This window comes from Paracoccus sp. IB05 (genome assembly GCF_016405985.1).
Lineage (GTDB): Bacteria > Pseudomonadota > Alphaproteobacteria > Rhodobacterales > Rhodobacteraceae > Pseudogemmobacter.
The window spans coordinates 18,883-40,820 of sequence record NZ_JAEFCF010000049.1 but is presented as its reverse complement, the minus strand read 5'-3'; the positions used below and the strand labels follow the sequence as shown (position 1 = coordinate 40,820).

Genomic DNA, 21,938 nt, shown 5'->3' with positions numbered 1-21,938 from the left:
CCGCCGATTCGGTCGCCATCCGCGTATGGCCGATCCCGTGCCGGCCCGACATTTTGGAGACGCCAAAGCGCGCCGCCACATCCTTCGGCAACCCGGTCTCTTTGTAGATCTCGATCGAATCGCCTGCGCTCATCACCCGCACATCCGGCCGCAGAGCCGCAAGTGCCGCCCGCGCAGGCGCGATCTTATCCGCCGCAAGCGTCAGGATCGCATGGCTGTCCTTGCGCGAAAGCGAAACCTTCGCCCCGATCGCCGCCCCGAGATCCGCCTCAAGCGTCGCAAAATCGCGATCCGCAAAGGCAGACTGAACCGTCAGCTTGCCCCCTGCATCATCGCCGTAAATCGCGATCCCCGCAGAATCAGGACCGCGATCCGTCATCGTGATCAGCATATCCGTCAGCAAACGGCCCAGATCGGGCTCCAGCGAACGGTCCTTCAGAAAAAGTCCAACAATCCCGCACATCGAAGCGGCTCCCTTTTAGCTCTGGCGCAAACCAATCCTAACAACCAGACAAACAAACACACAAGAAATAAAGTTGAATGAGGGGAATATTTTTACAGGCAGGCAGCGATTCCCGGTTCCCTGCTGCGGTTCAGCCGTCTGAGGCATCTGGTACAGCGCCAAACCTGACCCTTTGGCATGGTCCGCCTGGCCGGCGGGGTCGGCCACCCGGCAGCGAAGCCGGCTCTTGGGCCAGGAATCAGCCGAAAAACCTGATATCTTCGCCTCTCCTATCCAGATTTTTTATCGCCCCATCAGTCAGTTAAACGGGACCTCACAGGGGCAGTCTTCCCTATGGGAATAGTTTTTTCCTGGATGGTTGATTTTCATTTCGCTTGCTCGCAATGTAGCCCTGCACACCAGACCAGATCGGCAAGCGGTATGATCTGGCGCGGCAAGTGGTCTGCCCTCTGGTCCATTGGAACGGTACTTTTCTCGGTTGGCGCTTTTCTGCTGCGGGAAACTCAGCCCTCACAGCATGAAAGAAAGCCGGGAAGACCGGCTGCAAGGACCGGCTGGCGGGCGGAATGATCCGGCGCTTCCGGGACGCAGCCCTGCTGCACGCGGAACTCCAAAAGACCGGAACGGCCGGCACCATGCCGGAGAGACCAGAAACCGGCCCCATGAGAGGAGCCGGACCCACAACAGGGAGTGCGTATATGGAAGAAACTGCCACGTTCTTCGCGGAACAGGTAACCCTCAGCCAGCTAGTCCAGAACCTCGTCTATGCGTCTGGCACGGTGGGGGCCCTGATGGTTGTCGCCGGGCTGTTGATGATCGACGCCGGCACAACGCGAAGTGCCAATCTCTACAACTCCACCATCGAGAAAATGGTGGGGTTTTTTATTGGATTCGCGACCTATTTCGCGGTCGGCTTCGGCTTCTGGGCCGGGCAATATTACATCATGGGCGGCGCCACGATGATGGATTCGCTGAAGGACTGGTGGTTCTTCGGTGCGCTGTCGAATGCGCATGCGCAAAATGTCGATCCGGCGGTCTTCCCCGGGCTGAACACATTCCAGATCTTCATCTTCTTCCTCGCCACCTTTGCGGGGATCGTGAACGTGCTGCTGCATTTCGCGGTGTCTGAACGGATGAAGGCCTCGGCCTTTTACATCACCTGCGTGGTGGCAACGGTCGTATCCTCGATCCTGAGCTGGGCGGTCTGGGGCTCGGTCGGGCCGCTGACCAATGCCGGCTTCCATGACTTCTTCGGGATCGGCTTCGTCTATATCTTCCCGACGGGGATCGCGATGGTGCTGGTGCCGCAGCTCGGCAAACGCCCCGGCATGTTCGCGCCCCATCCCAAAGTGCCCTCCTATCAGGCACCGTCGATCGGCCTCGCGGCCACCGGCATCATCACCATCTTCTCGGGCCTGCCGATGGTGATTCTCTCCTGCCTGTTCTTTGTCGACCCTGAAGCCCGCGCGATTTCGGTCACCATGGCCGATACCTCGCTGGGGATTGCCCTCAACAACTATGCGCTGGCCTGGGCCGGCGGCGCCATCACCGGCGCGGCGATCTCGTATAAGACGAAGAACTATATCTACCTCCTGTTCGGACCGCTCGGCGGCTATGTCGCGGGGGCGCCCGGATTTGACGTCTGGCTGCCCTGGCAGATGTTCTTCGTGGCACTTGGCGCCCCGCTGACCTGCTGGCTGGTCTATGATTTCACCTCGAAACGTCAGATCGACGAGCACAAGCTGTTCCCCCTCTTCATCGGCTGCGGCTTCTACGGCCTTGTGATGATTGGCCTCTTCAAGGCCGGCACGCCGCGCGGCGGGTATTGGGGCGTGACCGAAGGGCCCTTTGCCTATCAGCATGGCCATATCAGCCTGTTGATGCAGCTTGCGGGCTTTGCGCTTTGCCTTGGCGCCGGCATCATCACCGGGCTCATCCTGTCGGTGGTGCTCAAGGCGACCACTGGGCTGCGTGTGCCCGAAGAGGACCAGGCCGAAGGGCTCGACAAGCTTCGCTGGGGGCTCGACAACGGCAAATAAGCCGGGCCTTCGCGTCCCTGACTGCAAGCCGGCGGGAGATCCTCCCGCCGGCTTTGCCATGTCGCATCCAGGGATCGCACAAGGATCGGGCAGTTCCGCGCGCCGCGCCCGGAGACAGAATGAGGGCCAGGAAAATGTTCTCTGTCAGGAAACCTTTTTTAACATGAATGTTGCTTTTCCGATCCCGACCTTCCAGAATGAGTCGCAGCATTCATTAAGAAAACGACGGGAGGAATCATGACCAATTCCTGGAGATTCTCTGCACTCGGTGATCGCCACCGCGCGCTCGGCTCGGATATGGAAGACTGGAGCGGGATGGGCACGGCCTGGTCCTACAAGGTCGGTGACGCAGATGCCGAATATATGGCCATCCGCACCAAAGCCGGCCTGATGGACGTCTCGGGCCTGAAAAAGGTCTATCTGAACGGACCGGCCGCCAGCCACGTGATCGAACGCGCCACCACGCGCAACGTCGAAAAGATCATGCCGGGCCGCTCGTCCTACGCGACCATGCTGTCCGATGGCGGCAAATTCGTCGATGACTGCGTGATCTACCGCACCGGGCCGAACAATTTCATGGTCGTCCATGGCACCGGCAACGGCCATGAGCAGCTGGCCATGTACACCACCGGCCGCGATGTCGATATCCGCTTCGACGACAACCTGCATGACCTGTCGCTGCAGGGCCCGCTGGCGGTTGATTACCTGCAAAAGCACGTGCCCGGCATCCGTGACCTGAACTATTTCAGCCATATGCAGACCTCGCTTTTCGGCAAGCCCGTCATGATCTCGCGCACCGGCTATACCGGCGAGCGCGGCTATGAGATCTTCGTGCGCGGTCAGGATGCCGGCATGGTCTGGGACCGCATCCTCGAAGAAGGCGCTGACATGGGCATCATGCCCTGCCGCTTCACCACGCTCGATATGCTGCGGGTCGAAAGCTACCTGCTGTTCTACCCGTTCGACACGTCGGAGAATAACCCCTTCGACAACGAGCCGGGCGGCGACACGCTGTGGGAGCTTGGCCTCGATTTCACCGTCTCGCCGGGCAAGATCGGCTTCCGCGGTGCGGAAGAGCATTACCGCCTGAAGGGCAAAGAGCGCTTCAAGATCTGGGGCCTGAAGCTTGAGGGCAACAATGTCCCGGGCAATGGCGCGCCGGTCATGAAAGACGGCAAGAAAGTGGGTGTCGTGACCCAGGCGATGCATTCGCCGCTGAACAACTGGACCATCGCAATTGCGCGACTGCCGGTTGAATATGCCAATAACGACACCAAACTTGTGGTGAACTGCGCGACCCATGGCGAGATCGCGGCGACCAGCCATTCGATGCCGTTCTACGATGTCGAGAAAAAGCGCCGCACCGTCAAAGGCTGATACCGTCAAAGGCTGATCAGGTTCAGCCCTGTCTGTTCCCCTCCCCGCCATACATCTTTGTGGCGGGGAGGTTCATCACTCTCCAGGGAGGAAGGCCCGCCAGAGGCTTTGGGGTGAGGAAGAGACATGAAGCCGATGCGCCAGCCCTCGCGGGTGCATCATGCCAGAGCGAAAGAAGAAGAATGTCGCAAACGCAAGCAGATGACATCATGAGATCCCGGCCGCTCTATGGCCGCCTTGTTCCACGGCAGGGGTCCTCGCATTTCATTGTGGCCGATGGCGAAGGGGGCGAGGCTGTGGCCGCGCTTCTGACTGCCGCGCCGGATCTGAAATCCACGACCCATATTGTCTATATTCCCGGCACCAATGGCACCGATCTGACCACGATGGTCGCGGGGCTTGGGGCACAGGTCTTCCACGCCGCGCCCAGCTATGCCTCGGCCTCGCAGCGCATCCGCAAGGTGCTGGGCGACGCGCATATGGGCCTGCAGCTTTACGCCGCCGGCACCGAGGGGCTGATCGGCCAGGTCCAGCGCGACGCGATCGCCGCCGGCCTGCCGCATGATGCGCTCCAGACCGAGCAGCGCGGCTCGCTCGCGCGGCGCGTGCAATGCGTCCATTGCAAGGGCATCACCGAAAACGTGACGCTTGACCCGTTTGTCTGTTCGCATTGCGGGCTTAACCTCTTCGTGCGCGACCATTATTCGCGCCGCCTCGCTGCCTTCCAGGGCGTCTGTATCGACGCCGAAGACCCCGGCGAAGTGCCCGCCTCCGAGGAGCGTTTCAAATGAGCGGCTCGACCAGATTGCCCGTGATCGTGACCGAAGTGGTCGAGGTCAACAGCCTGATCAAACGCTTCCGTTTCGTGCGCGAAGATGGCGGGCTGATGCCGGGCTTTTCCGGCGGCGCCCATACCGTCGTCGAGATGGATGACAATGGCACCCGCCGTCTGAACGCCTATTCGCTGATGTCGGACCCGTCGGATACCTCGGGCTATGAGATTTCCGTGCGCCGCGACGAGACCGGGCGCGGCGGATCTTTGTTCATGCATTCTGGCGTGAAGCCTGGCATGAAGATGGTGATCTCGCAGCCGGTGAACCTCTTCGGGCTGGATCTGCGCGCGAAGAAACATCTGCTGATCGCAGGCGGTATCGGCATCACCCCCTTCATCGCGCAGATGGCGCAGCTTGATGCGCTTGGCCATAAGTTCGAGCTGCATTACGCCATGCGTGACCGCGAGCTGGGCGCCTATATGAAAGAGCTCTCCGCCCGTCATGGCGATCGGGTTCATCCCTATTACGACCTGGAAAAACAGGCGATCGACCTCGCGACCCTGTTGAAAACGCAGCCCCTTGGCACGCATCTCTATGTCTGCGGCCCCAAGGGGATGATCGGCTGGGTGCTTTCGACCGCTGAAAAGATGGGCTGGCCGAATGGCGCGCTCCATTCCGAAGAATTCCTGGCACCCCCGGTGGGCGAGGCGTTTGAGGTCGAGCTGTCAAAGTCAAACATCACCATCAATGTCGGCCCGACCCAGTCACTGCTCGAGGCGCTGGAAGCCGCCGGCGTCGATGCCCCCTATCTCTGCCGTGGCGGCGCCTGTGGCCAATGCGAATGCAAGGTCAACGCCGTCGAGGGCGAGATCCTGAATTATGATCACTGGCTTTCTGACGAACAGAAAGCCGCGAAATCCCATATCATGCCCTGCGTCTCGCGTTTCAAAGGCGAGCGCCTGGTGATCGAACTCTGAGGAGGATGCGATGAGCCTTGATGATGCGTTCAAAGACCCGTTCTTCCGCGACGAGAGCTTTTTCGGCGATTACACCTATCGCAATACGCCCCATGCGGTGAACCGTTTCCCCTTCCCCTTCCCCGAAGACGACTACATGTATTCGGTGAATATGGAGCCCCATGTCTCAGGTCGCCCCGGCTCGATCTTTGAACATTGCTTCGACGTGGACGAGCATTACGTCTCGGAAATGCGTGACCGCGCCCGGGTGCTGGAACAGGATCCGCTGCGCTGCCAGTCGCTGCCACATATGACCCTGGCGGGCTGGGATCTCCTTGAACTGATCATGGAGAAATTCTCGGAAGACTATCCGCAATGGTTCTCGCTGACGAAAGACGGGAACAAATGGCACTGGATCAACCGTCCGCTGGGGATCGACCAGAAGTTCACCTTCCTGGACGAATCGACCCTGCCGATGGGGCCGTTTGAATATATCACCCGCCAGGCCCAGGGCGATTTCACGCTGCAGGATCAGCGCGACGACAATCTCTGGATCGAAGCCGGCATGGTGACCAGCCAGGCCGACTGGAGCCTCGATTTCGACATCGGGATGAATTTCCACGAATGGCATGCGCCGGTGCCGCTGGCACATGAGATGGGGATTTTTGACCGGGCGCTGAAATTCCTGCTTGCGCTTCAGCATGGCGCGCCGGTGCGGCGGTTCAACTGGACGATGACGGTCGATCCGCTGCTGGATACCAGCCCCGAAAATTACCACAAATGGGGCCCGTCAAAGACCACGATGACGCCCGAGACCATCGGCAAACGCCAGCATCTGCGGGTGGAATTGCAGACGCTGATCCGGCTGCCGCGCTCGAATGCAATTGTTTTCCCGATCCGCTGCTACCTGATCAGCCTGGATGATCTGGTCACCAAGCCGAAATGGGCGCGTCGCTTCCACCGGGTGATCAAGACCGTGCCTGATGAGCTGGCGACCTATAAGGGCTTCATCCGCAACAAGCCGATGATCCTCGACTATCTGGCGAAATATGATGATGGCGCGCCAACCTCGCCCGGCTGGTGGCCAGAAGACTGAGCCGAAGACTGACCCGGAGACTGACCCGGAGACTGAGATGACCCGGCGCCGCCCCTCCCCCGGGCGGCGCTGGCTTATCCGCACCGGGCTTGCCATATAGCAGGCATGGAACAACTGCCCGTCACCGAGATTCTGCCTGACCTGCGCGCGGCGCTGGCCCGCGCGGGGCGTGCCGTTCTGCAGGCTCCGCCAGGGGCCGGCAAGACCACGCTTGTGCCGCTCGACCTGCTGAAATCAGGGCTGTTTCAGCAAAAAATCCTGATGCTGGAACCGCGCCGCCTCGCCGCCCGCGCCAGTGCCGAGCGCATGGCGGAAACCCTTGGCGAAAAGATCGGCGAAACCGTCGGCTACCGCATCCGGGGCGAGGCGAAGGTCTCGGGCGCGACCCGGATCGAGGTGGTGACCGAGGGCATTCTGACCCGGATGATCCAGTCCGATCCCGAACTGCCGGGGATTTCCTGCATCATCTTTGATGAATTCCACGAACGCTCGCTCCATGCTGATTTCGGCCTTGCGCTGGCGCTGGAAGTCCGTGCGGCATTGCGCCCCGATCTGGCGCTGCTGGTCATGTCGGCGACACTTGATGCGGGCCCGGTTGCGGCCCTGATGAGTGATGCGCCGATGATCACGGCAGAGGGCCGCGCCTGGCCTGTCGAGACCCGCTGGCTGCCCCGTCCGGTTGATGCCTCGATGCGGTTTGATGCCGCCATGGCCGGGCTGATCGCCCAGGCGCTGGAGGAAACCACCGAAGGCGGCCTGCTGGCCTTCCTGCCCGGTGAAGGCGAGATCCGGCGGGTTGAGACCCGGTTGAAAGACATCCCCGGGATCGCGCTGCGCCCGCTGTTTGGCGCAATGGATTTCCAGGCGCAGCGCGCAGCACTTGCGCCGGTCGAAGGTCTCAGGCGTGTGGTGCTGGCGACCTCGATTGCGGAAACCTCGCTGACTTTGCCCGACATCCGTGTGGTGGTCGATGGTGGCCGCGCGCGCCGCGCGCGCTTCGACCCGGCCTCGGGCATGTCGCGTCTGGTGACCGAACGCGTCACCCGCGCCGAGGCCGAACAACGCCGGGGCCGCGCCGGCCGTGTCGCGGCGGGCCTCTGTTACCGGCTCTGGACCAAAGGCGAGGAAGGCGGGCTCCTGGCCTTTCCGCCCCCCGAGATCGCCTCGGCCGATCTGACCGCGCTTGCGCTCGAACTGGCGGAATGGGGATCGGACGATCTGCCTTTCCTCACGCCGCCGCATCCCGCGACCCTGCGCGAGGCGCGCGATCTTCTGACCACATTGGGGGCGCTGGACGGGGCAGGCTCGATCACCGCTCACGGGCGCCGGCTCTCACGTCTGCCGCTGCATCCCCGCCTCAGCCATATGCTGATGATCGCCGGGCCCGATGCCGCGCGTCTCGCGGCGCTGGCGGAAGAGCGCGACCCGATGCGCGGCGCCGGGCCGGATCTGATGCTGCGCCTCAAGGCCATTGAACGCCCGCCCGAAACCGCCAGTCGCGCCGTGATCGAACGGATCCGCCAGGAGGCCAAGCGCCTCGCGCGCGCGGTGCCTGAGGGCGCGCGCCCCGGGCTTTCGGTCGCGCAATGGGCGGCGCTGGCCTGGCCTGACCGCATCGGGCTCCGGCGCAAAGGCGACGCGCCGCGCTACCTTCTCGCCAATGGCAAGGGCGCGGTGGTCGGGACCGGCACTGCGCTGGCCAAAGAACGGCTGATCATCGCCACCGACCTCGACGGCGATCTGCGCGAGGCCACGCTGCGCCTTGGGCTGGCCATCAGCGAGGAAGAGCTGCGCGGGATCCATGGCGCGGCGATCACCTGGTCCGATGAGGTGATCTGGAACAGCCGTGAAAACCGCGTCCAGGCGCTGAAACGCGAACGCTTTGGCGCGCTGGTGCTGGCTGAGCGCCCCTGGCCTGACGCACCCGCCGCAGCGCACGCCCGCGCGGCGCTGGACGGTCTGCGCGAAAACGGGCTGTTCTGGTCGCCCGCCGCCGCGCGGCTGCGCGCCCGTATCCGCCTGACCCGTGACGAGACCTGGTCCGAGGTCAGCGACGAGGCGCTGCTGGCCAGCGCCGAAGACTGGCTCCTGCCGCATCTGACCCGCGCCCGCAGCCTGTCCGACCTGAAGGCCCTGGATCTGATCGAGCCCCTGAAAGCCCATATCGGCTGGGACCACATGGCAGAGGTGAACCGCCTTGCGCCCGCCCATTTCACCACGCCGCTGGGGCGCGAAGTGCCGATCGATTATGACGGCGACCACCCCGCAATCGAGGTCCGTTTGCAGGAAATGTTCGGCGTCACCCGCCATCCGGTGGTCGGCCAGAACCGGCTGCCCTTGCGCATCACGCTTCTGTCGCCCGCGCGCCGTCCGGTGCAGGTGACGCTGGATCTGCCGGGTTTCTGGGCCTCGTCTTACGCCGATGTCAGGAAGGATATGCGCGGGCACTATCCGAAACATCCCTGGCCCGAAGACCCGCGCGAGGCCGAGCCGACCCTGCGCGCCAAACCCCGCAGCTGAGGCCCCTTCCCGCCGCACGCAGCCCAGGATAGGGATGCTGGCGCTAACGGAGGAGCGACAGCCATGAGCCTCACCATGACCCGCCAGGAAGCGACACGCGCCCGCTGGGCGCTGGCTGCGATGTTTGCCGCCGGCGGTATGCTGGTGGGCGCCTGGGCGCCCCAGATCCCGCTTTTGTTGCCAAAGCACGGCATCGACAAGGCGGTGCTCGGCCTGCTGATCCTGGGGCTTGGGGTGGGGGCTATGCTTGCGATGCTGGTCGCGGGCAAGGCGATCCCGAAATATGGCACGCTGCCTTTGCTCCGCCTCGCGGCGCTGGCCCAGGCACCGGTGCTGCCTTTGGTGGTTTACGCGCCCTCGCTGCCGCTGCTCGCGCTGGCGATGGTGATTTTTGGCCTGATGATGGGCTTTCTCGATGTGCTTGCGAATTCCAATGCGGTCGAGATCGAACGGCGGCTCGGGCGGGCGGTGATGTCGTCGCTGCACGGGTTCTGGAGCCTTGGCGGCTTTATCGCCGGCACGCTCGGGGCATGGATCATCTCGAAAACCTCGGGTGAGACGCAGTCTCTGGTGGCTGCGGTGGCGATTGCCGCGCTGGTGCTGATTGCGATGCCCTTCCTGCGCGGTGTCCCCCCCGAGGCCTCGCCCCAGCCGGGGACTGCCACTGCGGTGAAGGACAGTTTCCTGCCGAAAGATCCCGGCATCTGGATCCTTGGCCTGATGGCGCTGATGGCTTTCGTGCCGGAAGGGTCCGTGCTGGACTGGGGCGCGCTTTATCTCGGCGAAGCCTTTGGCGCCGATGAGTTCACCGCGGGCCTTGGATTTGCGTTTTTCGCGGCGACCATGGCGATCACCCGCTTTCTGGGCGACCGGCTCAGGAATATCTTTGGCGGCGTGCGGATCTTCTTTGTCTCGGGTCTGATTGCCGGGGCCGGGATGGCGCTGGCCGCCGCAGCGCCCGGGTCCTGGATTGCCATCTTCGGCTTTGCCATTTCGGGGCTGGGCTGTGCCAATCTGGTGCCGGTGATCTTTTCTGCCGCAGGCAATTATCCCGGCCAGCGCGCCGGGGCGGCTTTGTCGGTGGTCACGATGGTGGGCTATGCGGGCATCCTGATGGCGCCGGCCTCGATCGGCTGGCTGGCCGAGCATTTCGGCCATCGCGTCACCTTTGGCGGCCTCGCTGTGATGATCCTGGGGCTTGCGGCGCTGGCCGGGCGAACCGCCAGCGCCGATGATCGCCAGGTGGTCTGAACCGCCCGCAGACCGGAGGTTTCAGACCCCGAGGCACCAGCGCATCACGGCCTTTTGTGCGTGAAGCCGGTTCTCGGCCTCATCAAAGATCACCGAATGCGGCCCGTCCATCACGGCGCTGGTCGCCTCGTCATTCCGGTGCGCCGGCAGGCAATGCATGAAGAGCGCGTCGGGTTTGGCGCGGCTCATCAGCTGTTCATTGACCTGATAGGGGCGCAGCTGGTTGTGCCGGCGTTCGCGCGCGGATTCCGGGTCATGCATCGAAACCCAGGTGTCGGTGACCACCAGATCGGCGCCCTCAATCGCGGTGAAGGGATCGCGCTGGATGGTGACTTTAGAACCTTTCGAGCGCGCGAAATCCAGCCATTTCCCTTCGGGATCAAGCGTTTCCGGCCCGGTGAAGGTGAAGTCAAAGCCAAACTGCCCGGCCGCATGCAGAAAGCTGGCACAGACATTGTTGCCGTCGCCGGCCCAGACCACCTTGCGGCCTTTGATCGGCCCGCGATGTTCTTCATAGGTCTGGATATCAGCGAGGATCTGGCAGGGATGGGTGCGGTTTGTCAGCCCGTTGATCACCGGCACCGTGGCATGTTCGGCCATCTCGAGAAGCGTATCTTCCTCGAAGGTGCGGATCATGATCAGGTCGACATAGCGCGAGAGCACCTTGGCGGTATCGGCAATGGTCTCGCCATGGCCGAGCTGCATTTCCTTGCCGGACAAAACCATGGTCTCGGCCCCGAGCTGGCGGGCGCCGACATCAAACGAGACGCGGGTCCGGGTCGAGGGTTTTTCAAAGATCAGCGCGACCATGCGGCCTTTCAGCGGCTGGTCATCATCAGGCGTGCCTTTCGGGCGGTCCTTGCGGGCGGCCTTCATCGCATGAGCCTGGTCCATCATCGCCCGGAGATCATCGGTCGAAGTGGTGTGGATATCGAGGAAATGTTTCATTTCGGTTCGCTTTGTGACTTTGGCAGGCCGGGAGGAAAGCCGGGGGCCAGCCCCCGGACCCCCGGGATATTTAAGGACAGAAAATGATCAGGCGGCTTTGAGGCGGGTCGCGATCATGTCGAGGCGGGTGAGCGCCTCGGCGATGTCTTCATCGGGGATGTTGAGCGCGGGCAGCAGGCGCAACACATTGTCGGCGGCGGCGACTGTCAGGAGGCCGGCCTGGTAGCCGGCATTGACCACATCGCCTGGCGCGGGGATGCATTTCAGGCCCAGCATCAGGCCCTCACCGCGGACTTCGGTGAAGATATCCGCATGGCGCGCGACAAGGGATTCGAGCCCCTGACGCAAAAGCGCCGATTTGCGCGCGACCTCGGCAAGGAAGGCGGGGTCAGAGATGATTTCGGTGAGTTTTGCACCCACCGCACAGGCCAGCGGGTTGCCGCCATAGGTCGAGCCATGGGTGCCCGCCACCATGCCTTTGGCGGCGCGCTCGGTGGCCAGCACCGCGCCCAGCGGGAAGCCGCCGCCGATGCCTTTGGCGACCATCATGATATCAGGCGTGACGCCCTTCCATTCATGCGCGAAAAGCCGTCCGGTGCGGCCCATACCGCATTGCACCTCGTCGAGGATCAGAAGCGTGCCGGTCTTGTCGCAAAGCGCCCGGATGTCCTGCAAAAGCGCATCGGGAACCGGGCGGATGCCACCCTCGCCCTGGATCGGCTCGATGATCACGGCGCAGGTCTGGCCGGTGATGGCGGCGCGGATCGCATCTGCGTCATTCCAGGCCAGCTGCCGGAAACCCTCCATCAGCGGGCCATAGCCTTTGACCATCTTTTCCGCCCCTGAAAGCGCAATGGCACCGGTGGAGCGGCCGTGAAAGGCCCCCTCAAAAGCGATGAAGCCGGTCCGCTCCGGCTGGCCGTTCTCGGAATGGAATTTCCGCGCCATCTTGATCGCAAGCTCGGCTGCTTCCGTCCCGGAATTGGTGAAGAAGACGGTGTCGGCAAAGGTCCGGTCGACCAGCAGTTCTGCCAGTTTTTCCTGTTCCGGGATCGTATAGACATTCGAGACATGCCAGAGCCGCCCCGCCTGTTCCGTCAGCGCGGCCACCAGCTCGGGCGCGGCATGGCCGAGCGCATTCACCGCGATCCCAGCCCCAAGATCCAGATATCGGCGGCCGTCGCTCGCCTCCAGCCAGCTGCCCTGACCTTTGACAAAGGCAAGGGGCGCACGGTTATAGGTGGGCAGCACAGGCGTGATCATGGAGTTTCCCTCAGGAATGGAAGCCAAAGGCGTAAAGCCGGGGCAATGGGGGTGTCAACATGCGGATTCTATTCCTGCGTGGTGACGGGTCCGTGGACAGACAGATATATCTCTGCCGGGATATGCGGGGGATCGCCCTGAATGACCGGCGGGCAAGCCGGGACCAACGCCTCAGCGGCGTCGCGAATGGATAAGCTGTTTCGCATTCATGGTCATGCGCATCTGATAAAACGACGATGACGCTTTGTAAACGGGAATGCGGGGGATCTGCGCGCAGGCTTTTGCGCGGCGGAGATTTTGCACGGGGGGTCACGCCATGCGAGGATCGGCGGATGCGTGATCCCCTGATTCTGCCCCTGACCCTGACCGGCTGGCGCCACAGCATCCACACTGCCATCGTGCGGCTGACCCTTGCGGAAAAAGGCGTTGCGGCACGTTTCACCGAAGTTGACCCGTTCCGGACGCCTGATGCGGCGGGGCTTTCCCCCTTTGGCATGGTGCCGGTGCTGCGCCAGGGGGATTTCACACTTTATGAGACCGGGGCGATCTGCCGCTGGATTGATGAGGGTTTCCCGGGCCCTGCCCTGCAACCCGGGGATCCGAAGGCGCGGGCGCGGATGGTCCAGACCATCGCCATCATGGATGCGCATGGCTTTCGCCCGATGCTGCGCGACCATTACGGGGCCGGGGTCTTTGCGCTGGCCGAGGGCGAGCCGCCGGATCCGGCGCGGGTTTCGGCCGGGCTGCGCGCCGCGATGCCGGTTCTGGCCGCGCTTGAGGTTATCGCGGCTGAGGGTCTGGTGATGTCCGGTCCGCTGACCCTTGCCGATCTGCATCTGGCGCCGATGTTTGCAGGCTTTACCCGCAGCCCCGACGGAGCCGCTGCGGTGGCTGGCTTTCCGGCGCTGCACAGCTGGTGGCAAAGGCAGGCAAAACGCCCTCATCTCGCCACCTGCCTCGCCCCTTTGCCGGACCATAAACCCGGACCCGCGATCAGTAACGGGATTTGATTCGCTATCCCCTTGCGGCCCCCTGCCCCCTCCCCTTATTATGCAGCGGTTATCAGACAGGCGGAGAGGCATATGTCCTGGACGGACGAGCGGGTTGAAACCCTCAAGCGCATGTGGGGCGAGGGTCAGTCGGCCAGCCAGATCGCCAAGGAACTTGGCGGCGTCACCCGCAATGCAGTCATCGGCAAGGTCCACCGGCTGGGCCTTTCGAACCGCGTCGGCGGCAAGGATGACGAAGAGGCCGCGCCGGCTCCGGCAGCAGCGGCCCCGCCGCCACGCCCGGAACCCGTCGCCGAGGCGGCCCCGGCTCAGCCGGCGCCGCCGCGTGAAGAGCCCGCACCGGCCGCACCGCGCGCAGCCCCTGCGCCGTCTGCGGCTCCGGTGTCGAATGTCACGCCCCTGCCGCTCCGCAAGGCGATCGTGCCCGCAGGTCAGCCGCTGCCGCCGCAGCCCTCGCTCAACGAGATCAGCCCCGAGGCGCTGGCTTCGGTGCGCGAGGTCGAAAAGCGTGCCCGCAAGCTGTCATTGATGGAACTGACCGAGCGCACCTGCAAATGGCCGATCGGCGACCCGGCAACCGATGATTTCTGGTTTTGCGGCCTGCCCTCGCTGCCCGGCAAACCCTATTGCGAGGCCCATGTCGGCGTCGCCTTCCAGCCGATGAGCGCCCGCCGCGACCGCCGTCGCTGATGCCTGCGGGCGTTTTCGCCCGGGCCCCGGAATGACAAAAGCCCGCAGGAGAAATCCTGCGGGCTTTTTGCGTCGACCCGCTGAAACTGTCCGGCCTGCTGAGACCAGGCAGGCCAGAAAACCAAAGGGCCGGAAAATCAGAAAGCCGGGTTGAGTTTCGTCTCGAACGCCCCGGTGACCTCGCGGCAAAGTGCAGGATCCGGCTCTTCCTGGTCCCAGTCCGTGACCGAACAGACCCTGCCACTGAAGCTGCCGCTGATCGCCCCGGCCTGCCCGTCAAAGGCGTAGCGGGTGACCGTGACCTCCGGCGGGCTGGCCAAAAGACTGGCAAAGAAGGGCGGCTGCTGCCCGGAAGGATACCAGGTGATTTCGGGCTTCAGCACCGGCTCGGCGCCTTCGCCCGGCCAGCCGAACGCGAGGTGGAAGAACGGCCCGCTGCCATCCGGTTCCTGCCCGCCCGAAACCGTCACAATCGTTTCATTGCCCGTCTGCGTCCCATCAGCAACCGAAGCCGTGCCGACCCTGACCGCGTCGAACAGGAAGCTGACCGTCGTGAAGTCATGGCTTTCGCCATCGCTTTCCAGCCTGATCCAGCCATCGACCCGCTGGCCGGTGACCTGCTCCATCTCCTCCCCCTCTTCCTGGGCCAAAGCCGGGGTCGCGGAAAAGACCGCAGGAATGGCCGCATAAAGGATCACGGAAAGAAGGGCGGCAGAACAGACAAAGCGCATGGCGCGGATCCCCGGAGAGAGGTGAAAACTGCGGGTAAACTGGCGGCGCGGGGTCAGGATGTAAAGCCATGATCCGGATATGGAAAACCCGCCCATGGCACAGCCTGGGCGGGTTCGGTTCTGTCCCGGGCATAGATCTGTCCCGGGGATAGATCAGCCGCGCCGGATCGCCGCGCCGAGCCCGTTCATCAGCGCCTCGAAGACCGGGAAAGAGGTCACGATGGGCGAGCCGTCATCAACCGTGATCTCGCGTTTCGCGGCCATGCCGGCGACGAGGAAGCTCATGGCAATGCGGTGATCAAGATGGGTCTTGCAGGTGGCGCCGCCCGGCATCCCGCCCGCGCCCATGCCATGGACGATCAGCACGTCTTCCTCTTCCTCGATCTTCACACCACAGGCCTCAAGGCCGCGCGCCATGGCGTCGATCCGGTCGGATTCCTTGACACGGAGCTCTTTGACGCCGCGCATGGTGGTGACGCCTTCGGCGAAAGAAGCCACGACAGAGAGGATCGGATATTCGTCGATCATCGACGGCGCGCGCTCTTCCGGCACTTCGATGCCTTTGAGGTCGGGCGAGAAACGGACGCGCAGATCGGCCACCGGCTCGCCGCCCTCTTCGCGCGGGTTCTCAAAATCGATCAGGGCGCCCATCTCGACCAGGGTCAGGTAAAGCCCGTTGCGGGTGAGGTTCTGGCTGACGCCCGGCACGCGGATATCCGAGCCCTCGGTGATCAGCGCGGCACAGACCGGGAAAGCGGCCGAAGACGGGTCACGCGGCACGGCCACACTCTGCGGCCGCAGTTCTGGGCGGCCCTTCAGCGTGATGACATGGCCTTCTGCGGTTTTTTCAACGGACAGATCGGCGCCGAATCCGAGCAGCATGCGCTCGGAATGATCGCGGGTCGGTTCGCGCTCGATCACAACGGTCTCGCCCGGTGCGTTCAGCCCCGCGAGCAGCACGGCAGATTTCACCTGGGCCGAGGCGACCGGCAGCGTATAGCGCACCGGCACCGGATCGGCGGCACCGACCACGGTCATCGGCAGACGGCCGCCCTTGCGCCCGTAGGCTTCGGTTCCAAACAGCGACAGCGGGTCGGTCACCCGCCCCATCGGCCGTTTCCTGAGGCTCGCATCCCCGGTGAAGGTGGCCGAGATCGGCGTCGTCGCCATGGTCCCCATGATCAGCCGCACGCCGGTGCCGGAATTGCCGCAGTCGATCACATCGGCAGGTTCCTGAAAGCCGCCGACGCCAACCCCGTTCACCGACCAGATCCCCTCACCATGGCGGGTCACGGTCGCGCCGAAAGCGCGCATCGCTTTCGCGGTGTCGATCACATCCTCGCCTTCGAGGAGACCGGAGATTTTCGTCTCTCCGACCGCCATGGCGCCGAAGATAAGCGAGCGATGCGAGATTGACTTGTCGCCAGGCACCGATGCCACGCCTTTCAGCGGCCCGCTTTTGGCGGAAATCATCACCTGTGCGTCACCATGGCCAGACATATTTCTCTCCCGTCCCCGCAAATGCCCCTGCCTGATAGCCCAAGCAGAAGGGGGGGTCCAGCATCGCGGCGGTATGAGAAGCGGAAAGCGCAGCTGCCTCCGGCGGGAGTATTTGGATCAAGAGGAAATGCCGGCTTCCTCTTGACTTAAATACTCCCCGCGGAGCGTTCCGCAGTCTCAATCCCGCCGGAAGGTCAGGTAATGCGGGAAACGCCCCTCACGGAAGGCCTTCTGCTCGTAGCGGGTCGAGATCCAGTCTACCCATGCGCCGCCATCGCCGGCTTCATGTTCCAGCCGGAATCCTGCTTCGGGCACCTCCTCATGCGCCTGACGGACGTAATCGGGGATATCGGTCGCGATGCGAAATTCGGTCGCGGGCGCCATCACGCGGTGCAGCGCGCGCAGATAGCCTTGCGTCACAAAGCGGCGGCGGTGGTGGCGGGCTTTCGGCCAGGGATCGGGGTAATTGAGGAAGGTCTTGCCGATCACCCCATCCGGGAGCACGTCAAAAAGGTCACGCACATCGCCCGGGTGGATCGAGAGATTGGTCACCCCGGCCGCGCGGATCTTGCCGATCAGCATTGCGACCCCATTCACAAAGGGCTCGCAGCCGATCAGGTGGATCTGCGGGTTCAGCGCCGCCATATGCACCAGATGTTCGCCGCCGCCAAAGCCGACCTCCAGCCAGAGCGGAAGGCCGCCGAACTGCGTCAGATCGAGCGGCGCGCGGCCCGGGTTCTCGTCGCGGGTGACGCCCCTCAGCCGCAGCGTCTCGAGATCATTGGCGAGATAGTCCTTCTGGCTCGCCCTGAGGGTCTTGCCTTTTGAGCGGCCGTAGAAATTGCGGCGGGGCTCGGCTGGGTGCTGTTCCGGGGCAACAGGATCGGACATCGGGCGGGCCTTTGGCGAGGTGCAGTCAGGGCGGGCGTCTAAGCGCCGCGTGGCACCGGGTCAAGCGTAGGTCAGCCGGGATGCATGAAAAAGGGCGCCGCTATGGGCGCCCTTCTGAGAGATCTTCAGGCTGACCGGCCTCAGACCGCGGCTTTGAGGGCGGCGACGAGATCGTCACGCTCCCAGGAGAAACCGCCATCCGCCTCCGGCGCGCGGCCGAAATGGCCATAGGCCGAGGTGCGGGCATAGATCGGGCGGTTCAGACCCAGATGGGTGCGGATACCGCGCGGCGTCAGATCCAGCACTTTCGGGATCGCAAGCTCGATCACGCTGTCAGGGACCGTGCCGGTGCCATGGGTATCGACATAGATCGACTGCGGCTCGGCCACGCCGATGGCATAGGAGACCTGCACCGTGCAGCGATCCGCAAGGCCGGCTGCGACGATGTTTTTCGCGAGGTAACGCGCGGCATAGGCGGCCGAACGGTCAACCTTTGTCGGGTCTTTCCCGGAAAACGCACCGCCACCATGCGGGGCGGCCCCGCCATAGGTGTCAACGATGATCTTGCGCCCCGTCAGACCCGCATCGCCATCCGGCCCGCCGATCACGAAAGACCCGGTCGGGTTCACGTGCCAGACGGTCTTGTCGGTGATCCAGCCCGAGGGCAGCACGTCGCGGATATAGGGTTCCACGATGGCGCGGATATCATCCGAGCTTTGCGCGATATCGGAATGCTGGGTCGAGAGCACGATCGAGGTCGCCTCGACGGGCATGCCATCCTCGTAGCGCAGCGAGAGCTGCGATTTCGCGTCCGGGCGCAGCGTCGGCTCGGCACCGGATTTGCGCACTTCCGCGAGGCGGCGCAGGATCGCATGAGAATACTGGATCGGCGCCGGCATCAGCTCGGGCGTTTCCTTACAGGCATAGCCGAACATGATGCCCTGGTCGCCCGCCCCGTCCTTATCAACGCCCTGCGCGATATGGGCCGATTGCGGATGCAGCAGATTGGTGACTTTGAGCGTGTTCCAGTGGAACTCGTCCTGCTCGTAGCCGATATCTTTCACACAGTCGCGCACGATGGTCTCGACGCGCTCCAGCATGGAGGTCAGCGCGGCCTTGTCGCTCAGACCGACCTCGCCGCCCACGACCACGCAATTCGTTGTTGCGAAGGTTTCACAGGCGACGCGGGCATTGGCTTCCTCGGTCAGGAATGCGTCCAGCACGGCGTCGGAGACGCGGTCGCAAACCTTATCGGGATGCCCCTCCGACACGGATTCGGAGGTGAAGACATAGTTCTTGCGGCTCATTGGGGAAGTGCTCCGTTGGAAAGGACCGCGTCACGCCAGGAAGCCGTTGTGACGGTGTGTCATTGCGCTTAGCGCCCATAGGGCCAACAATCAAGCGCCAGTTCGGCCAGCAGCCCTGCGGCGGGCGGAAAGTGCCCGAACCACAAGGCCAAGCAGCAGGAAAACCAGCAAGGGTCCCTCGCCGACACGGCGCAGGATCCTGGCATAGGGCGGCGGCGCCATCGCGCCGGGCAGCTGCGCGTCAATCACCCCCTGCAGCCCGAGGCCAAGATGCGCCGGCCGGCCTTCGCGGTCTGTCGCGATATAGCCCCGCGCATCGACCACCGCCGAGATCCCGGTATTGGCGGCACGGATCAGCGGCAGCCCCTGTTCAATCGCGCGAAGCCGGGTCTGGGCGAAATGCTGATACGGCCCGGTCAGCGTGCCGAACCAGGCGTCATTGGTGGCCTGCAGGATCCAGTCGGGGCGCTCATCCGTGACCAGATTGCCGGGGAAGATCGCCTCATAGCAGATCAGCGGCAGCGCCCGCCCCCCCATGGCGCCAAAATCCAGCAGATTGCGCGCGAGCCCCGCCGAATAGCCCGCCCCGGCCTGGCTTGCAAAAGCGCGGATGCCGAAACGGTCAAAAAGCAGATCCCCCATCGGCATATATTCCCCGAACGGCACCAGATGGATCTTGTCAAAGGTCTGGGTGATGTGCCCGCCCGGGCCAAAGACGCCCAGCGTGTTCCAGGCCGCAGCCCCTTCGTCACGCTGATACCCGGCGACGACCAGCGCCTCGCCTCCGGCCTGCGCGATCGACAGAGCAGCGCCATCGCCCTCAGTCACCAGATAGGGCACCGAAGTCTCGGGCCAGATCACCAGATCCGCCCGGGCACCGGCGGTCATCGACAAGAGCCGCGTGAAATTGCTGCGCGCCTCTTCGGGGTCCCATTTCAGGTTCTGCGCGATATTGGGCTGCACGATGCGTATCACCATGTCGCGCGGCGCAGGTTCGGACAGGGAAAGCCGGTAGCCCGACCAGCCGACCCCGAGCGCGAGAATGGCAGTGGAAACCGCGCCTCCCCGCCGCCAGCCATAAGAATATGGTGCGGCCAGCGCGATCAGCGTCAGCGCCGTCATGCCATAGCCACCGACAAGCGCGCCCATCTGCACCAGCGCGGTATCGAGCCAGATATGACCGGGCAAGGACCAGGGAAAGCCGGTGAAGACGAAACCGCGCGCCAGTTCCGTCAGCGAAAGCGCCAGCGCGAAGGCCATTGCCCCCCCGCCCGCACGGCGCGCGATCAGCCCGGCGAGGCCCCAGAACAGCCCCAGACCGAAGGCGATCAGCAAAAGCGCGAAAGGCGCCATCCAGCCATGCCGCCAGGGATCAACGAAAAACGGCTGCACGATCCAGTTGAGCGAAAGCCCGAACCAGCCGGCCCCGGCAAAGAGCCCGCGCCAGAAGGCCTCGCGCCCGGTCTTTGCCGCGCCCACCCGCCTGAGGATCAGCGCCAGTGCCACCAGCGCCAGCGGCCAGAGGCCAAAAGGCGAAAGGCCCAGCGCCGCCACAGCACCGATGACAAAATCACGCAGCCTCTGATGCCAGAGGCGATTGCGCTGAGGCTGCATGAATTCTGTCCCTGTTCAGTTTCCCGCCGCGATCCCCGCCGGAACGCCCGCCGCCTGTGGCAGCCGCAGCCTGAGCCGTTTGATCCGGCGCACATCGGCATCAACCACCTCGATCGTGGCGCCGTTTTCCAGCACCACCATCTCGCCCCTCACCGGCACATGACCGGTGCGCAGGAACACCAGCCCGCCCAGAGTGTCGATATCATCATCTTCCGCGAGACCCCGCAGGCGGATGCCATAAGCAGCCTCCAGATCCTCAAGCTCTGCCGTGGATTGCGCAAGGATGACGCCCGGGCTTTCCTCTTTCCACAGGAGCCCGGCGACCTCGTCATGCTCATCCTCGACCTCGCCGATCACCGCTTCGATCAGATCCTCAAAGGTCGCCAGCCCATCGACGCCGCCATATTCGTCGATCACCAGCGCCATATGTGCGCGTTCCTTTTGCATCTTCTGCAAAAGAACCGCCGCCGGCATCGAGGGCGGAGCAAAGAGGATCGGCCGCAGCAGGTCTTTCAGGGTGAAAGCCTCGGTCGCGCCGAAGCCAAAACGCAGTGCTACATCCTTCAGAAGCACAAGCCCCAGCGGGTGATCCAGGCTTTCCTCATAGACTGGCAGGCGTGAAAATCCGTGGCTTCGGAACACATGGACCAGATCCTCCAGCCCGGTATCAAGCGCAACCGCCACGATCTCAGCCTTGGGAATGGCCACGTCATCGACGCTGACCTCGGCCAGCAGCGCAAAGGCCTGCTCGCCCTGGGTCAGCGCAGCCCCCTCGGCATCAGTGCCGGAGAAAGCCGAGATCAGGCGACCGAAAAAGCCCCTGGGGCCGCTCTGCCCGCCACCGGGCAGTGCTGCCGGTGTATTCCCCTGTCCCGCATTGTCCTGCGGGACCGTTGTTCCCGCTAATGCCGCCGCATCCTGCGCCGTAACCGGCCCGTCGCTGCTACTGCCCATTGTCCCTTTGTCCAGAGCCACCCGCTATGTGGGTGCGTTTCAATATGGGTCGGGAATGCCCAGACCCGCAAGTATCCGCGTCTCGAGATTTTCCATCAGAGCCGCATCTGCGTCATCAATATGATCATAGCCGAGAAGATGCAAAATCCCGTGAACCATCAGATGGGTCACATGTTCGCGCGGATCCTTGCCCTGATCTGTGGCCTCGCGCATGCAGGTCTCGTAAGCGATGGCAATATCACCAAGCTCTTCGGGATCCTCGGCATCGCCCGGCTCCGGCAGGTCGGGCATACCGCCGGCCTCCTCCGCCGCGCGCTCTTCCGAGGGCCAGGACAGCACATTGGTCGGCACCGGCTTGCCGCGAAATTCGGTATTGAGCGCGGCGATCCTTTGGTCATCGCAGGCGAGCAGCGAGATCAGGAAGCCGGTCGGGGACAGGCCCAGCTGCGTAAAAACTGCGGCCGCAGCCGTTTCAGCAATGCCCTCCAGCCCAAAAGCGAGCCAGCGCGCATCTTCGAAGACAGTATCAATGATTGAGTCCATGAAAGCCGCGCT

The 21,938-nt window shown here is 63.7% G+C and carries 18 protein-coding genes, 1 pseudogene and 1 riboswitch; of the genes and pseudogenes, 9 read left to right on the top strand and 10 right to left on the bottom strand.

The window, feature by feature from the left end:
* Positions 1–463, bottom strand: a pseudogene (locus JC607_RS22495) (glutamine amidotransferase); the annotation flags it as partial.
* 698 nt (positions 464–1,161) lie between these two features.
* Here JC607_RS22495 and JC607_RS22490 point away from each other — a divergent pair.
* The 7 genes from JC607_RS22490 to JC607_RS22460 all read left to right on the top strand — a co-directional run bounded on the left by JC607_RS22490 (position 1,162) and on the right by JC607_RS22460 (position 10,475).
* On the top strand, positions 1,162–2,502 hold the full coding sequence (locus JC607_RS22490) for an ammonium transporter (RefSeq protein WP_198838971.1): 1,341 nt from the start codon (positions 1,162–1,164) through the stop codon (positions 2,500–2,502).
* A gap of 237 nt (positions 2,503–2,739) precedes the next feature.
* The gene (locus tag JC607_RS22485; RefSeq protein ID WP_198838970.1) at positions 2,740–3,879 is read left to right on the top strand and encodes an aminomethyltransferase family protein; all 1,140 of its coding nucleotides are present in this window, start codon (positions 2,740–2,742) and stop codon (positions 3,877–3,879) included.
* Positions 3,880–4,061: 182 nt separating this feature from the next.
* Complete coding sequence (locus tag JC607_RS22480) at positions 4,062–4,670, top strand: dimethylamine monooxygenase subunit DmmA family protein (protein ID WP_198838969.1); 609 nt, start codon at positions 4,062–4,064, stop codon at positions 4,668–4,670.
* Positions 4,667–5,629, top strand: coding sequence for a PDR/VanB family oxidoreductase (locus JC607_RS22475; RefSeq protein WP_198838968.1), 963 nt, complete (start codon positions 4,667–4,669; stop codon positions 5,627–5,629). The genes JC607_RS22480 and JC607_RS22475 overlap by 4 nt, the downstream gene beginning before the upstream one ends.
* A gap of 10 nt (positions 5,630–5,639) precedes the next feature.
* Positions 5,640–6,704, top strand: a complete 1,065-nt coding sequence (locus tag JC607_RS22470; RefSeq protein ID WP_198838967.1) for a DUF3445 domain-containing protein — start codon at positions 5,640–5,642, stop codon at positions 6,702–6,704.
* A gap of 105 nt (positions 6,705–6,809) precedes the next feature.
* Positions 6,810–9,224, top strand: a complete 2,415-nt coding sequence (gene hrpB, locus JC607_RS22465; RefSeq protein WP_198838966.1) for an ATP-dependent helicase HrpB — start codon at positions 6,810–6,812, stop codon at positions 9,222–9,224.
* 63 nt (positions 9,225–9,287) lie between these two features.
* Positions 9,288–10,475 carry an MFS transporter gene (locus tag JC607_RS22460; protein WP_198838965.1) on the top strand — a complete coding sequence of 396 codons (1,188 nt, stop codon included), beginning with the start codon at positions 9,288–9,290 and terminating at the stop codon, positions 10,473–10,475.
* Positions 10,476–10,496: 21 nt separating this feature from the next.
* Here the strand turns inward: JC607_RS22460 and argF are convergent, their stop codons facing one another.
* Positions 10,497–11,423 (bottom strand): ornithine carbamoyltransferase, encoded by a 927-nt coding sequence (gene argF, locus JC607_RS22455; protein ID WP_198838964.1) that lies wholly within the window; start codon positions 11,421–11,423, stop codon positions 10,497–10,499.
* An 87-nt stretch (positions 11,424–11,510) separates the two neighbouring features.
* The gene (locus tag JC607_RS22450; RefSeq protein ID WP_198838963.1) at positions 11,511–12,686 is read right to left on the bottom strand and encodes an aspartate aminotransferase family protein; all 1,176 of its coding nucleotides are present in this window, start codon (positions 12,684–12,686) and stop codon (positions 11,511–11,513) included.
* 332 nt (positions 12,687–13,018) lie between these two features.
* On the opposite strand from JC607_RS22450, the gene JC607_RS22445 reads away from it, so the two are divergent.
* Together JC607_RS22445 and JC607_RS22440 are read left to right on the top strand one after the other, a co-directional pair.
* Positions 13,019–13,696, top strand: coding sequence for a glutathione S-transferase family protein (locus JC607_RS22445; RefSeq protein WP_198838962.1), 678 nt, complete (start codon positions 13,019–13,021; stop codon positions 13,694–13,696).
* 72 nt (positions 13,697–13,768) lie between these two features.
* A complete protein-coding gene (locus JC607_RS22440; protein ID WP_092895961.1) occupies positions 13,769–14,386 on the top strand; it encodes a GcrA family cell cycle regulator in 618 nt (205 codons plus the stop codon).
* A 137-nt stretch (positions 14,387–14,523) separates the two neighbouring features.
* On the opposite strand, the gene JC607_RS22435 is transcribed toward JC607_RS22440, so the two are convergent.
* From JC607_RS22435 to ybeY, 7 genes are all read right to left on the bottom strand, one after another.
* Positions 14,524–15,213, bottom strand: coding sequence for a hypothetical protein (locus tag JC607_RS22435; RefSeq protein WP_198838961.1), 690 nt, complete (start codon positions 15,211–15,213; stop codon positions 14,524–14,526).
* Positions 15,214–15,270: 57 nt separating this feature from the next.
* Positions 15,271–16,617 carry a 3-phosphoshikimate 1-carboxyvinyltransferase gene (gene aroA / locus JC607_RS22430; protein ID WP_198838960.1) on the bottom strand — a complete coding sequence of 449 codons (1,347 nt, stop codon included), beginning with the start codon at positions 16,615–16,617 and terminating at the stop codon, positions 15,271–15,273.
* A gap of 177 nt (positions 16,618–16,794) precedes the next feature.
* Entirely contained in the window at positions 16,795–17,508 is a 714-nt protein-coding gene (locus JC607_RS22425; RefSeq protein ID WP_198838959.1) for a tRNA (guanosine(46)-N(7))-methyltransferase TrmB, read from the bottom strand.
* A 140-nt stretch (positions 17,509–17,648) separates the two neighbouring features.
* Positions 17,649–18,815 (bottom strand): methionine adenosyltransferase, encoded by a 1,167-nt coding sequence (gene metK / locus JC607_RS22420; RefSeq protein WP_198838958.1) that lies wholly within the window; start codon positions 18,813–18,815, stop codon positions 17,649–17,651.
* A gap of 8 nt (positions 18,816–18,823) precedes the next feature.
* A riboswitch (SAM-SAH riboswitch) is annotated at positions 18,824–18,873 on the bottom strand.
* Between the two features lie 32 nt (positions 18,874–18,905).
* The gene (gene lnt / locus JC607_RS22415; RefSeq protein WP_198838957.1) at positions 18,906–20,429 is read right to left on the bottom strand and encodes an apolipoprotein N-acyltransferase; all 1,524 of its coding nucleotides are present in this window, start codon (positions 20,427–20,429) and stop codon (positions 18,906–18,908) included.
* A 15-nt stretch (positions 20,430–20,444) separates the two neighbouring features.
* A complete protein-coding gene (locus JC607_RS22410) occupies positions 20,445–21,383 on the bottom strand; it encodes a transporter associated domain-containing protein (RefSeq protein WP_198838956.1) in 939 nt (312 codons plus the stop codon).
* Positions 21,384–21,422: 39 nt separating this feature from the next.
* On the bottom strand, positions 21,423–21,926 hold the full coding sequence (gene ybeY / locus JC607_RS22405; protein WP_198838955.1) for an rRNA maturation RNase YbeY: 504 nt from the start codon (positions 21,924–21,926) through the stop codon (positions 21,423–21,425).
* Positions 21,927–21,938 lie beyond the last annotated feature (12 nt).

Bases quoted from the DNA above. Each gene is read 5' to 3' on its own strand.
- JC607_RS22490 (WP_198838971.1), top strand. From the start codon at position 1,162: ATGGAAGAAACTGCCACGTTCTTCGCGGAACAGGTAACCCTCAGCCAG.
- JC607_RS22485 (WP_198838970.1), top strand. From the start codon at position 2,740: ATGACCAATTCCTGGAGATTCTCTGCACTCGGTGATCGCCACCGCGCG.
- JC607_RS22480 (WP_198838969.1), top strand. From the start codon at position 4,062: ATGTCGCAAACGCAAGCAGATGACATCATGAGATCCCGGCCGCTCTAT.
- JC607_RS22475 (WP_198838968.1), top strand. From the start codon at position 4,667: ATGAGCGGCTCGACCAGATTGCCCGTGATCGTGACCGAAGTGGTCGAG.
- JC607_RS22470 (WP_198838967.1), top strand. From the start codon at position 5,640: ATGAGCCTTGATGATGCGTTCAAAGACCCGTTCTTCCGCGACGAGAGC.
- hrpB (WP_198838966.1), top strand. From the start codon at position 6,810: ATGGAACAACTGCCCGTCACCGAGATTCTGCCTGACCTGCGCGCGGCG.
- JC607_RS22460 (WP_198838965.1), top strand. From the start codon at position 9,288: ATGAGCCTCACCATGACCCGCCAGGAAGCGACACGCGCCCGCTGGGCG.
- argF (WP_198838964.1), bottom strand. From the start codon at position 11,423: ATGAAACATTTCCTCGATATCCACACCACTTCGACCGATGATCTCCGG.
- JC607_RS22450 (WP_198838963.1), bottom strand. From the start codon at position 12,686: ATGATCACGCCTGTGCTGCCCACCTATAACCGTGCGCCCCTTGCCTTT.
- JC607_RS22445 (WP_198838962.1), top strand. From the start codon at position 13,019: ATGCGTGATCCCCTGATTCTGCCCCTGACCCTGACCGGCTGGCGCCAC.
- JC607_RS22440 (WP_092895961.1), top strand. From the start codon at position 13,769: ATGTCCTGGACGGACGAGCGGGTTGAAACCCTCAAGCGCATGTGGGGC.
- JC607_RS22435 (WP_198838961.1), bottom strand. From the start codon at position 15,213: ATGGGCGGGTTTTCCATATCCGGATCATGGCTTTACATCCTGACCCCG.
- aroA (WP_198838960.1), bottom strand. From the start codon at position 16,617: ATGTCTGGCCATGGTGACGCACAGGTGATGATTTCCGCCAAAAGCGGG.
- JC607_RS22425 (WP_198838959.1), bottom strand. From the start codon at position 17,508: ATGTCCGATCCTGTTGCCCCGGAACAGCACCCAGCCGAGCCCCGCCGC.
- metK (WP_198838958.1), bottom strand. From the start codon at position 18,815: ATGAGCCGCAAGAACTATGTCTTCACCTCCGAATCCGTGTCGGAGGGG.
- lnt (WP_198838957.1), bottom strand. From the start codon at position 20,429: ATGCAGCCTCAGCGCAATCGCCTCTGGCATCAGAGGCTGCGTGATTTT.
- JC607_RS22410 (WP_198838956.1), bottom strand. From the start codon at position 21,383: ATGGGCAGTAGCAGCGACGGGCCGGTTACGGCGCAGGATGCGGCGGCA.
- ybeY (WP_198838955.1), bottom strand. From the start codon at position 21,926: ATGGACTCAATCATTGATACTGTCTTCGAAGATGCGCGCTGGCTCGCT.